The organism is Polynucleobacter necessarius, assembly GCF_900096755.1.
GTDB classification, from domain to species: domain Bacteria; phylum Pseudomonadota; class Gammaproteobacteria; order Burkholderiales; family Burkholderiaceae; genus Polynucleobacter; species Polynucleobacter necessarius_K.
The window spans coordinates 669,281-680,675 of sequence record NZ_LT615227.1; the positions used below are offsets into that span (position 1 = coordinate 669,281).

Genomic DNA, 11,395 nt, shown 5'->3' on the forward strand with positions numbered 1-11,395 from the left:
GGTGAAAATTCACTTTCGAATATCACTGTAAGTTATTGATTAATATATAAATTAACTAAAAATCTTTAAAAGGGTGCAAAAAAAGAAAGCTGATAAATTAGCTTATAAATCAGAATCCTTGGATGATATCCACAGACTTATCCACAAGCAAAAATAGAAATTTGAAGTAAAACATGCCCCCTCCAATTGTTGTTCAGGTCGTCGTCGATAAGCCCCTTGCGCAGGGCTTTGACTACCTGTGGGACCAAGATGCGCTCGGAGCTCAGCCAGAGCTTGGAGCAATAGTGGAGGTTCCATTTGGGCGCAGCTATCTTGTTGGTATGGTAATAAAAGTAAGTGCTCACTCTGAATATGAGATGGAAAAGCTCAAGAGCGTTACTCGGGTTGCCCCCCTTCCCCCATTGGATCAGGCAGTTTTAAGACTAATGAATTTTGCTAGCCAGTACTACATTCATGCCCTTGGGGAAACTATCATCCCCACTATCCCGGCGATGTGGAAAAAGCCAGACGACTGGGAAAAGATTCCCAAGAAATTGGCAACTGATGCAGAAAAGAAAAAGAATAAGAGCCTGCAGGGATCAAGCGAAGGATTCATTGATGAAGGCCATTTAAACGAAGGGCAAAAGCTTGCCCTTGAAAAACTTCGCACATGCCCTTCAGATGCATTTAAAGCCATACTTCTGCAAGGGCAAACTGGCAGTGGAAAGACGGCAGTATTTTTAAATTGGCTCAGTGGAATTTTGGAGGACGCTAGTGTGCAAGTGCTGCTCTTAGTCCCTGAAATTAATCTAACACCGCAATTAGAGCGCAGAGTCCGAGCCTATTTTCCAGATAAAAAAATGGTGGTGCTTCACAGCGGAGTGAGTGAAAAAGTGAGAGGTATCGCCTGGCATGATGCGATGACTGGCGCCGCTCAAATTATTTTGGGAACACGCCTGGCAGCATTAACGCCCTTGCCAAAGCTGCGCGCGATTGTTGTTGATGAGGAAAATGACCCCTCCTATAAACAGCAAGATGGCATTCGCTACTCTGCACGTGATATGGCGATTTGGCGGGCGCATGATTTAAAAATACCAATCTTGCTTGCTTCAGCAACTCCATCGCTTGAAACTTGGATGGCAGCAAAGGCAGGCCGCTATGAATATATCTGCCTGGATCAACGCGCACAGGGCGCAAGTTTGCCCAAAGTACATTTGATTAATACGCGTGATCCACAAACGCAATTTAGCCCAGGTGATAGCGAGAAGCCCCAATCAAAAAGTTTGATTACTAAAACGCTGGCCAATGCGGTCAGCAAGAGTCTTGCCTCCAAAGAACAAAGCTTGATCCTCATTAACCGACGTGGCTATGCTCCTGTCCTCAGTTGTAGCGCATGTTCGTGGCTTTCAAAGTGCGAGCAATGCACCTCATATATGGTGCTCCATAAGGCTGGCGCACTGGGTCGGAAGTCGGTATTGAGCTGCCATCACTGTGGTTTGGTAAAGGCCATTCCAAATCATTGCCCTGATTGTGGAAATGCAGATATGAAAACCTTGGGGCAAGGCACTCAAAAGATTGAAGACTCTATAGAGGAAATGTGGCCTGGCGCAAGGGTGCTAAGAGTCGACACAGACTCCAGCAGAAAAAGCAAAGGTGCTGAAGAATTGTTTCAGGAGATACACGAGGGTAACGTCGATATCGTGGTTGGAACCCAGATGATTGCCAAGGGCCATGACTATCAAAACATTGGCTTGGTTGCTGTTTTAGATGCGGATAGTAGACTGTTCTCACAAGACTTTAGGGCTGCAGAAAGATTATTTGCGCAACTAGTTCAAGTTGCAGGGCGTGCTGGACGTTCAAATAAGGACGGTGAAATGGGCGGCGCCATTTATACCGAAACCCAATTTCCAGAGGCGGCTGTTTTTCAGTTTTTACTACGCCACGATGTAGATGGGTTTCTATCATTTACAGCAAATGAAAGAAAAGAGGCCGGGTTGCCGCCGTTTGCCTATCAAGCCCTCATTCATGCCGAAGCAAAAAATCTGGATAAAGCAATTCAGTTTTTGAGTGCCCTGAAGGGGCATGTTAAGTCTCAAGGCCATATAAATAAAGGGCTTAGAGTCTACGACCCGGTTCCCAAGCCGGTAATGCGAGTCGCAGGCACAGAGCGCGCTCAACTATTGGTTGAGTCGGACGATCGTAAGGATTTGCAGGAACTTTTAGAGGCGATAGATCATTATTTGCGCGATCAATCTCAAGGGCGTATTAGCAAAGAGGGCCGCATTCGTTGGCTCATTGAGCGCGACCCTATTTCAATCTAATTGTTATGCGCCGCCGGGGCCCGACTGATAGCTTTCTAGGTCTAGGAGTTGATTTAATTCAGCAGCAAGATTTTCTTCAGAGCTAGGTTTGATTTTGAATAGCCATACACCATAAGGCTTCTCATTCACAATCTCAGGAGAGGCATCCACCTCTTCATTGAGCGCAATAATTTCTCCGCTCACAGGCGCATGAATATCGCTGGCTGCTTTTACCGATTCGATGACGGCTATTGCTTCACCCTGCTTTACTTGCTGGCCAAGCTTTGGTGTCTGGAAAAACATGACATCGCCAAGAGCTTCTTGCGCATGGTTGCTAATACCAACCCACACCAGACCATCACCTTCAAGGTCGGCCCATTCATGGGTTTCAGCAAATTTAAAAGTATCTTGAGTATTCATTGTTCGTCCTTTGGTTTCATTTTATGCGCACTCTCATAAAATGATTAATCATCTAATTATGAATTTATCTTTTGGATATATATGCCGATTAAATTAGGAATTGTCCCTGTTACGCCTTATGAGCAAAACTGCTCTATCTTGGTTTGCCAAGAGACCGGGGATGCTGCTGTGGTGGACCCAGGAGGAGACATTGAAAAGATTCTTGCAGGCGTTCAGCAGATGGGTGGCAAGGTTAAAAAATCTTACTGACACATGGTCACCTGGATCATTGCGCAGCTGCTAAAGATTTAGCTGATCAGCTAGGCGTGCCTATTGAGGGGCCTCAGGAAGATGAGCGTTTCTGGATTGATCAATTGCCTGAGCAAACAGTGCGCTTTGGTTTTGGTCATGCCAAAGTTTTTGAGCCTGATCGTTGGTTAAATAATGGAGATCACGTTCAGTTCAAGTAGGCAATGTAGATCTTGAGGTGTTTCATTGCCCTGGGCATACCCCTGGACACGTTGTATTTTTTGACAAAGAGGATCGACTTGCGATTGTTGGCGATGTGTTGTTCGCTGGCTCGATTGGTAGAACGGATTTTCCGCGCGGCAATCATGCGGACTTAATCAACGCGATTAAAACAAAGTTATGGCCCTTAGGCGATGACGTGCAATTTGTTCCTGGACATGGGCCGATGTCGACGTTTGGCCAAGAACGAAAGACCAACCCCTATGTCGGGGATGGTGCTTAAAATTTTTTACTGCCTTGAAATTAGGTTTTTGCTGAACCGGTACGATGAGTACGGTTGTATAAACAGCTGGCGCAGATCCAACGCTGTTTGCGATTGCTTGTCGGAATCCATGTGCCACCCTCAAGTCGTTTTTCGCGACTGCAAGAAGAGCAAAATTTCAGGCTCTGAGAGGTTTCTTGGGTAGCTGCTGGAGTCGAGGTAGTCATGGGCAATCCGCGGGTAAGGCAAATCTTATACAGAAGATCTATTTTACCCGTTTTGTCCCGCTGGAGCTGGGCTCAGCACAACTCGGACTGAATCAGCCGTCTTATTGCCATCAAAATCGAGCCAAGCCTTGTTTTCGAAGTCATAAAGCTTGCACTTGCGAGCAGTATCGAAATACCAGCCCCAAGAGAACTTTTGCACAAAAATACGCTCTGGAAGGATGGTTTCCAGGGTCTGTTGAGCCTCTGGCAGGCGATAAAGTGGCACGCTCATGTCCACATGATGGGCGGTGTGCTCCATGATGTGGTGCATCAATTTGCCCCAAATCCAGTTAAAAGTCAGGTGAACCGTTGTAGATACAAATGGCTGGGCGCGCAACCATTCAGATTTCTTGTCGTACCAAGAAACTTTTGGATGGGTGTGATGAACGTAGACTACGAAGCCAATCATGCCGTTCCAAAACAAGAAAGGAACAGCAAAGCCTGTGAGTAGCCCAATCCAAATAGATTGACCAGTTGCAATAGCTCCAGCAATTAAGCAGCCAATCCAAACAATCGCAAATGCAGTAACCAACAAATTGTCTTTTAAGAAAATTGGACGATCACCGGGTTTGTTTTTGGCATTTGGGAAGTACTCGCGTCTCCACCAAATTTCAATGAGGTAGTAGAAAACAGGGCCCCAGCCGCTACGATATAAGTGCTCTAGAGCCTTACGCCATGCGGGGAGCGCGTCGTATTCAGATTTTGATAATGGTGCCCAAACGAAATCAAAACCCTTCAGATTGGTTTGACCATGATGAACCACATTGTGACCAACATCCCACAAGCTATATGGTGTAAGTGATGGCAAGAACGCAATACGACCCAAAACTTTATTGAGTTCACGATTAGGCGTGTAGCTTTGATGGCATGCATCATGACCCAAAATAAAGATGCGGCCAGTAACGAAACCAGCAATTAAACCGAAGATGATTTTCAGCAGGATGTTTTCGACAAATACTGCTCCGGCAATGCAGCCAAGCCATAAAAAGGCATCAATGACTAGGAGCATGATTGCGCGGCCAGTTTCGCCTTGCGCCATAGGAATAAGCCAGCTTCGGATAATTTTCCGGTGCGGCAACGGCGCCTCAGGTGGCAAAGGATTTGTCAGAGATGGCTCTGAAAGGGCTGAATTTAGATGTGTAGACACGATAAGAATCAATAAGTTAGGTGCAAATGATAGCGGTTTTAATGATTTTGTGCATGATGTAAGTCAAAAACCCCCTCTGCCCTCTGTTTTGGCGCGCCCGGCAGGAATCGAACCTGCGACCCTTGGCTTCGGAGGCCAATACTCTATCCACTGAGCTACGGGCGCCAGTAGAAAATCTGGCTACCTCACTATTATTGTAAGTGCCTATAACCCTACTCTCTAGTTATAATCACGGCAAACCAACCCTAAAACCCGTCTAACGGTAAAAGTCCTATGAGCGAAGAGCACGGAAATCTAATTAAGTCCCCAAAACAACTCATCATCATGGTGTTTGCAAGCTTCTTTGTGCCACTCATCATTATTTTGCTGTTGATGGTGTTTGTGAACAATGGCAAGCGTGGCGATTCGACAACCACGACCGAACAATTGATTAAGCCGGTAGCCCAGTTAAATTTCAAAGATGCTAGCGAGCGCACCAAAAGAGTTGCAAACTGGCGAGCAAGTTTATAAGGCAGTTTGTTCTTCATGCCACGCTTCAGGCGCAGGGCGCAGCAGGCGCTCCGAAATTTGGTGATACAGGTGCATGGGCTTCACGCTTAGGCAAAGGCTACGATGGATTGCCAACATCCGTACTCAAAGGAAAGGGCGCAAGCCCTGCCGATGTGAGCGACTATGAGTTAGGACGTGCAGTGGTTTATATGGCAAATGGCGCAGGTGGAAAACTGCCTGAACCTAAGGCCCCTGCTGCAGCTAAATAAAAAAAAGTAACGCACTAAAAAGCTGGCTACATGCCAGCTTTTTTATTTCTTGTTGTCGGCGTCTTTTGCATCTAAGGCAATTTGATACGCTTCTTTTTTGGGTAGCCCTAATGTTTGCGAAAGAACCGTAGCAATTTCTTTGCTGCCAAGAAAAGGGCTTAAGGCATTTGCCCACAATAGAAGTGAGGTATGTTCGGGAGCCTCGTCACTGCTGACTGGGCGGCCAGCAACAACAATCACGAATTCACCTTTAAGGCTTTCTGCATTATCTAGCCAAGCGGCAATTTCAGATGCTTGCAGTGAAACTAATTGCTCAAATTTTTTGGTTAACTCACGACACACCAATACTGATCGCTTAGGCTCTAACGTTGAGCCCAGCGATAGTAGAGTGTCGCGAATGTGATGAGGGGATTCAAAAAAGACGCTCGTTTTTTTGCTGCTAGAAATGTCTTGAAGGATGGCGTCGCGCTCTTTGCTTTTGTTCGGCCAAAAGCCTAAAAATTGAAAGCGTCCATCGGAATCTAACATTACAGATCCTGACGCGGAAATCGCGCACGATACGGCGCTTGCCCCGGGAATCGGAATAACTCTAAAGCCTGCTTTTTGTACTTCATTAACGAGGCGAGCTCCTGGGTCTGAGACGCCAGGGGTACCTGCATCGGAAACGTATGCCCAGCGCTCATTATTGGCAAGTCTTTGTATGACCGCCTGAGCACCTTCTAGCTCGTTGTGTTCGTGTAGAGCCATACATTTTTTATGCAGGCCAAATTGCTGTAACAGCGCAACGCTGTGGCGCGTGTCTTCGCAGGCTATACCATCTACGGCATCAAGAACATGAAGGGCGCGAAGCGTTATGTCACCCAGGTTGCCAATCGGCGTGGCCACCATGTATAGGGCTCCAGCCGGCAAATCTTGCTGCTTTAAAAAATCTAATGAGCCTATTTCCATGGGGGTATTGTCTATGCAAGATTAGTGAATAAGCAAGAGAATACGTTGCTTTTGCAGAAGGCCGGACTCACTACAGGCCATGCCTGGTTTGGCGCATAATATTGTTATGGAAAAAAATACTACTGAACGATTGCGCCAGCGCGCTTCCCAGCATTTTTTAGATAGCATTGCCGTCAAGCAAGAGGCTGAAAAAATTCTTCCAGAATTGGTGGCGCAGGGAGTGCTTGCAATGGTGGATTGTTTGCGTGCAGGCGGCAAGGTGATGGCTTGCGGAAACGGGGGCTCAGCTGCCGATGCACAGCACTTTGCAGCAGAACTTATTGGGCGATTTGAAAGAGAGCGCCAAGAACTGGCCGCTATTGCATTAACAACAGACAGCTCGATTTTGACTGCCGTTGGAAATGATTACAGCTATGACGAAGTATTTAGTAAGCAAGTTCGTGGCCTTGGAAAAAAAGGCGATATTCTCCTGGGAATCTCCACCTCAGGTAATTCAAAGAACGTTATTAGAGCAATTGAAGCAGCTAAAAAAATGGGCATCAAAATCATTGCGTTGACTGGCAATGGCGGCGGCAAGATTGCGCAACTGTTGGATAAGGATGACGTTCATTTGTGCGCCCCATCAACACGTACTGCACGCATTCAAGAAACGCATTTAGTTTTACTTCACGCTCTTTGTGACGGCGTTGATCACATCTTGCTAGATTAATTCCCTGTAACCCACTTAAAAAACATCTAATGCAAATTTCTTCATTCATTAAGTTAATTGTTGCTGTAGCTATTGCTTCGCAGGTCACTGCATGTGGAGTGCTGGCCGTTGGCGGCGTTGCTGCAACCGCTTCTGTTGCGACCGATCGTCGCACCCCAGCTGTGCAAGCTATTGATAAAGGTATCGAGCTTGAGGCTGAGAATGCTTTAGCAAAACGCTTTGGCGATGACGCACATATCAATGTCACCTCATTTAATCAAAAAGTTTTACTGACGGGCGAGGTGAAAGATGCCGGCATTAAAGGAGAGGCTGACGCATACGTGAAGTCGATGAAGAATGCGCGCTCTGTATTTAATGAATTAATTGTTGGGCCTAACAGCAGCTATACATCACGCGCCAATGAGTCTTATCTAGAATCAAAGATTAAAACGCAAATGCTATTCACAGAAAAATTACCGTCTAACTCAATGGCGGTTGTTGCAGAGGGAACCAGCGTTTATTTGATGGGCATCTTGACGCAAGGCGAAGTTGATATGGCGAAGAAAATTGCGAGCAACACCAATGGCGTAAAAGATGTTTATGCATACTTTGACCTCATTTCTGAGGCAGAAAAAAATCGTCTTGAAAAGCAAGGCAAGGCAGATGAATCGCAGCCAAGCTCCCCGCCAAAATTTCAGTAAAGTTTTTTAGAAAATCTGATGATGATTAGTTTGTGGCGACATGCAAGAAGTATTTTTGTAGTCGCCATTTTCTTTTTTGGCATCACGCTAGCTCATGCTGATGAAGGTGATAGCAAGGCCTATGCACTCGCAAAACAAAGCGCTTGTTTAGGTTGTCATGCAACCAACAAAAAAATCGTTGGACCTAGCTTCCAATCTGTTGCGGAGAAATATAAGAATCAATCTGACGCACAAAGTTTTTTGAAAAACAAAATCGCCAGAGGGGGCGCAGGTTCATGGGGTGTTGTACCACAATGCCCGCAAATAGCAAATTAAGTGATGCAGATTTATCTTTGTTGGCGCGTTGGATATTGCGTGGCGCCCCGATCGATAATTAACGAGCCATTCCCGGTCTGCCCAAGAGCCACCACCACGCTTGATTGGAGCGTTTAAGCCCTTCTTTCAAGGCGCAATCTAAGTCTGCCCATTGTTCGTTTGCAGCTTCTTCAACGATGGTTGCTGGGCTTGCTGGCGGTAACGTGAGGTAAGCATCAGCATCGCCGTAGGCATATTCAACGCGCATGCCGGCCTTTTGTGCCAAGTGCATCATGGCCTTGTTATTAGATAGACAATGAACGTAGAGCGTTTCAATGCGAGTATTGCGCGAATGGACTGCTGAGCGCTGCAATAAAGCGGTACCAAGGCCTTGTGCCCGGCCTTCTGGCAGCACAGAAACTCCGAATTCAGCGGCTCGTGCCTGGCCTTTAATTTCAGGCAAATAAGCCAAATGGGCTATGCCAATGAGCTTGAGATCAAGATCAAACACCCCAAAAAGTACGTCTCTATTGAAATCAAGACCCTCTACGTAGTGTAAAATGACCTCATCAGGCGTTTGAGTGCCAAAGCGTAAGCGCCTGTCATCCTCATTTAGTTGGAGTAAATGACCCAATATTTCTTGGCGATAGATACCCGGCGTGCAGTTCGCGGACAGGCACAGCCTGCCCTGCCGTATATGGCTTGACAGGTAAGTGATTAATCGCTTTTTTATTGTGCATAGCTTTAACAGAAGCAAGGGAAAAATGCAGGGTTTTCCCCTAGTATGTGGCGTAAACACCATAAAAATGCAGAAAAAGCAGGCCAAATTTGTGGGCCGCACCAAGAATTATCAAAAAACAGAAATTTAAGAAAAAAAGTTAAATTTTTTAAAATGTGTAAGTAACTGTTTTTATTGAAATAATTTTTAATCTAGGAAAAAACCCTGCCTTTTTTAGGAAAAAGACTACGAAAGGTGTTGACGACCCTAAAAAAGTGGGATATAGTCTCATCTCTCTGCTAAATGTTTTTTGAAACAAGAAACAAGTCAGCCCTCTTTAAAAATTAGTCAACCGATAATTGTGGGTACTAAGTGAAAGCATCCAGTCCTTCGGGACAGATGTAAATAAATAGTACTCATAGACAAGACAGTAAAAAGATTTGGTTTTATTACCAAGTCAATTTCTTGAATGTGAGTGCGACGATCCGCAAGGATCACAGGAATTGAACTGAAGAGTTTGATCCTGGCTCAGATTGAACGCTGGCGGCATGCCTTACACATGCAAGTCGAACGGCAGCACGGGTGCTTGCACCTGGTGGCGAGTGGCGAACGGGTGAGTAATACATCGAAACGTACCTTATCGTGGGGGATAACGCAGCGAAAGCTGTGCTAATACCGCATACGCCCTGAGGGGGAAAGCGGGGGATCGAAAGACCTCGCGCGATTAGAGCGGCCGATGCCTGATTAGCTTGTTGGTGGGGTAAAAGCCCACCAAGGCGACGATCAGTAGCTGGTCTGAGAGGACGATCAGCCACACTGGGACTGAGACACGGCCCAGACTCCTACGGGAGGCAGCAGTGGGGAATTTTGGACAATGGGGGCAACCCTGATCCAGCAATGCCGCGTGAGTGAAGAAGGCCTTCGGGTTGTAAAGCCCTTTTGTCAGGGAAAAAACACCGGCTCTAACACAGTCCGGGAATGACGGTACCTGAAGAATAAGCACCGGCTAACTACGTGCCAGCAGCCGCGGTAATACGTAGGGTGCGAGCGTTAATCGGAATTACTGGGCGTAAAGCGTGCGCAGGCGGTTATACAAGACAGGCGTGAAATCCCCGGGCTTAACCTGGGAATGGCGCCTGTGACTGTATAGCTAGAGTGTGTCAGAGGGGGGTAGAATTCCACGTGTAGCAGTGAAATGCGTAGATATGTGGAGGAATACCAATAGCGAAGGCAGCCCCCTGGGATAACACTGACGCTCATGCACGAAAGCGTGGGGAGCAAACAGGATTAGATACCCTGGTAGTCCACGCCCTAAACGATGCTGACTAGTTGTTCGGGATTTACATCCTGAGTAACGTAGCTAACGCGTGAAGTCAGCCGCCTGAGGAGTACGGTCGCAAGATTAAAACTCAAAGGAATTGACGGGGACCCGCACAAGCGGTGGATGATGTGGATTAATTCGATGCAACGCGAAAAACCTTACCTACCCTTGACATGTCACTAACGAAGTAGAGATACATTAGGTGCTCGTAAGAGAAAGTGCACACAGGTGCTGCATGGCTGTCGTCAGCTCGTGTCGTGAGATGTTGGGTTAAGTCCCGCAACGAGCGCAACCCTTGTCTTTAGTTGCTACGCAAGAGCACTCTAAAGAGACTGCCGGTGACAAACCGGAGGAAGGTGGGGATGACGTCAAGTCCTCATGGCCCTTATGGGTAGGGCTTCACACGTCATACAATGGTGCATACAGAGGGTTGCCAACCCGCGAGAGGGAGCTAATCTCAGAAAATGCATCGTAGTCCAGATCGTAGTCTGCAACTCGACTACGTGAAGCTGGAATCGCTAGTAATCGCGGATCAGAATGTCGCGGTGAATACGTTCCCGGGTCTTGTACACACCGCCCGTCATACCATGGGAGTGGGTTTTGCCAGAAGCCGTTAGCCTAACCGCAAGGAGGGCGACTGCCACGGCAGGGTTCATGACTGGGGTAAAGTCGTAACAAGGTAGCCGTATCGGAAGGTGCGGCTGGATCACCTCCTTTCTAGAGAAAAGATGCTAGATCTATAGTGCCCACACTTATCGGTTGACAATAAAAGCCACGGGTCTGTAGCTCAGCTGGTTAGAGCACTGTGTTGATAACGCAGGGGTCGTAGGTTCGAGTCCTACCAGACCCACCACCAGCCAGAAACAAGACTTAGTGGGACGTTGGGGGATTAGCTCAGCTGGGAGAGCACCTGCTTTGCAAGCAGGGGGTCGTCGGTTCGATCCCGTCATCCTCCACCATCATCTAAATGTCAAAACTAAGCGATTTAACGATTGTTTAGTTTTGCCATTTATGGCTGTTCTTTAAAAATTTGAGTAAGCAAAGTGTCAAATGTTTCTTTGAGAGGACATTTGACAATGTAATAAGGGTAAAGATTAAATCATCAATCAGTAATACAAACGAGTTTTACCAAGTTCTTAACAAAGT

11 protein-coding genes, 3 tRNA genes, 1 rRNA gene and 1 pseudogene are annotated in these 11,395 nt (G+C 46.7%); 10 read left to right on the forward strand and 6 right to left on the reverse strand.

Annotated features, from left to right (window positions below; all coding sequences use genetic code 11):
* Nucleotides 1-173: 173 nt before the first annotated feature.
* Nucleotides 174-2,300 (forward strand): replication restart helicase PriA, encoded by a 2,127-nt coding sequence (priA, locus tag DXE27_RS03460; protein ID WP_128112920.1) that lies wholly within the window; start codon nt 174-176, stop codon nt 2,298-2,300.
* 3 nt (nt 2,301-2,303) lie between these two features.
* On the opposite strand, the gene gcvH is transcribed toward priA, so the two are convergent.
* The gene (gcvH, locus tag DXE27_RS03465) at nt 2,304-2,699 is read right to left on the reverse strand and encodes a glycine cleavage system protein GcvH (protein ID WP_128112921.1); all 396 of its coding nucleotides are present in this window, start codon (nt 2,697-2,699) and stop codon (nt 2,304-2,306) included.
* An 81-nt stretch (nt 2,700-2,780) separates the two neighbouring features.
* Here gcvH and DXE27_RS03470 point away from each other — a divergent pair.
* Nucleotides 2,781-3,429: pseudogene (locus tag DXE27_RS03470) on the forward strand (MBL fold metallo-hydrolase).
* 20 nt (nt 3,430-3,449) lie between these two features.
* On the opposite strand, the gene DXE27_RS03475 reads toward DXE27_RS03470, so the two are convergent.
* The 3 genes from DXE27_RS03475 to DXE27_RS03485 form a co-directional block, all read right to left on the reverse strand.
* Nucleotides 3,450-3,635: a hypothetical protein gene (locus tag DXE27_RS03475; RefSeq protein ID WP_041396810.1), complete on the reverse strand. Its 186-nt coding sequence runs from the start codon at nt 3,633-3,635 to the stop codon at nt 3,450-3,452.
* Between the two features lie 43 nt (nt 3,636-3,678).
* Complete coding sequence (locus DXE27_RS03480) at nt 3,679-4,830, reverse strand: fatty acid desaturase (protein WP_231969786.1); 1,152 nt, start codon at nt 4,828-4,830, stop codon at nt 3,679-3,681.
* 80 nt (nt 4,831-4,910) lie between these two features.
* Nucleotides 4,911-4,986: transfer RNA gene (locus DXE27_RS03485), tRNA-Arg, on the reverse strand.
* Between the two features lie 108 nt (nt 4,987-5,094).
* Here DXE27_RS03485 and DXE27_RS09580 point away from each other — a divergent pair.
* Both DXE27_RS09580 and DXE27_RS09585 read left to right on the forward strand, forming a co-directional pair.
* Complete coding sequence (locus DXE27_RS09580; RefSeq protein ID WP_231969635.1) at nt 5,095-5,331, forward strand: hypothetical protein; 237 nt, start codon at nt 5,095-5,097, stop codon at nt 5,329-5,331.
* 107 nt (nt 5,332-5,438) lie between these two features.
* Nucleotides 5,439-5,579 carry a hypothetical protein gene (locus tag DXE27_RS09585; protein WP_231969636.1) on the forward strand — a complete coding sequence of 47 codons (141 nt, stop codon included), beginning with the start codon at nt 5,439-5,441 and terminating at the stop codon, nt 5,577-5,579.
* Between the two features lie 42 nt (nt 5,580-5,621).
* Here the strand turns inward: DXE27_RS09585 and rsmI are convergent, their stop codons facing one another.
* Nucleotides 5,622-6,527, reverse strand: a complete 906-nt coding sequence (rsmI, locus tag DXE27_RS03495) for a 16S rRNA (cytidine(1402)-2'-O)-methyltransferase (RefSeq protein ID WP_128112923.1) — start codon at nt 6,525-6,527, stop codon at nt 5,622-5,624.
* 106 nt (nt 6,528-6,633) lie between these two features.
* On the opposite strand from rsmI, the gene DXE27_RS03500 reads away from it, so the two are divergent.
* The 3 genes from DXE27_RS03500 to DXE27_RS03510 are packed head-to-tail and all read left to right on the forward strand — an operon-like array spanning nt 6,634 to nt 8,231.
* Nucleotides 6,634-7,236, forward strand: coding sequence for a phosphoheptose isomerase (locus DXE27_RS03500; RefSeq protein WP_128112924.1), 603 nt, complete (start codon nt 6,634-6,636; stop codon nt 7,234-7,236).
* 29 nt (nt 7,237-7,265) lie between these two features.
* The gene (locus DXE27_RS03505) at nt 7,266-7,916 is read left to right on the forward strand and encodes a BON domain-containing protein (protein ID WP_128112925.1); all 651 of its coding nucleotides are present in this window, start codon (nt 7,266-7,268) and stop codon (nt 7,914-7,916) included.
* Between the two features lie 18 nt (nt 7,917-7,934).
* Complete coding sequence (locus tag DXE27_RS03510) at nt 7,935-8,231, forward strand: c-type cytochrome (RefSeq protein ID WP_231969637.1); 297 nt, start codon at nt 7,935-7,937, stop codon at nt 8,229-8,231.
* 58 nt (nt 8,232-8,289) lie between these two features.
* Here the strand turns inward: DXE27_RS03510 and DXE27_RS03515 are convergent, their stop codons facing one another.
* On the reverse strand, nt 8,290-8,844 hold the full coding sequence (locus tag DXE27_RS03515; RefSeq protein WP_231969638.1) for a GNAT family N-acetyltransferase: 555 nt from the start codon (nt 8,842-8,844) through the stop codon (nt 8,290-8,292).
* Between the two features lie 589 nt (nt 8,845-9,433).
* On the opposite strand from DXE27_RS03515, the gene DXE27_RS03520 reads away from it, so the two are divergent.
* From DXE27_RS03520 to DXE27_RS03530, 3 genes are all read left to right on the forward strand, one after another.
* Nucleotides 9,434-10,966: ribosomal RNA gene (locus tag DXE27_RS03520) — 16S ribosomal RNA — on the forward strand.
* A 59-nt stretch (nt 10,967-11,025) separates the two neighbouring features.
* Nucleotides 11,026-11,102: transfer RNA gene (locus DXE27_RS03525), tRNA-Ile, on the forward strand.
* Between the two features lie 30 nt (nt 11,103-11,132).
* Nucleotides 11,133-11,208: transfer RNA gene (locus DXE27_RS03530), tRNA-Ala, on the forward strand.
* Nucleotides 11,209-11,395 lie beyond the last annotated feature (187 nt).

Excerpts from the sequence above, each read along its gene's own strand:
- priA (WP_128112920.1), top strand. The coding sequence starts at position 174 with ATGCCCCCTCCAATTGTTGTTCAGGTCGTCGTCGATAAGCCCCTTGCG.
- gcvH (WP_128112921.1), bottom strand. The coding sequence starts at position 2,699 with ATGAATACTCAAGATACTTTTAAATTTGCTGAAACCCATGAATGGGCC.
- DXE27_RS03475 (WP_041396810.1), bottom strand. The coding sequence starts at position 3,635 with ATGACTACCTCGACTCCAGCAGCTACCCAAGAAACCTCTCAGAGCCTG.
- DXE27_RS09580 (WP_231969635.1), top strand. The coding sequence starts at position 5,095 with ATGAGCGAAGAGCACGGAAATCTAATTAAGTCCCCAAAACAACTCATC.
- rsmI (WP_128112923.1), bottom strand. The coding sequence starts at position 6,527 with ATGGAAATAGGCTCATTAGATTTTTTAAAGCAGCAAGATTTGCCGGCT.
- DXE27_RS03500 (WP_128112924.1), top strand. The coding sequence starts at position 6,634 with ATGGAAAAAAATACTACTGAACGATTGCGCCAGCGCGCTTCCCAGCAT.
- DXE27_RS03505 (WP_128112925.1), top strand. The coding sequence starts at position 7,266 with ATGCAAATTTCTTCATTCATTAAGTTAATTGTTGCTGTAGCTATTGCT.
- DXE27_RS03510 (WP_231969637.1), top strand. The coding sequence starts at position 7,935 with ATGATGATTAGTTTGTGGCGACATGCAAGAAGTATTTTTGTAGTCGCC.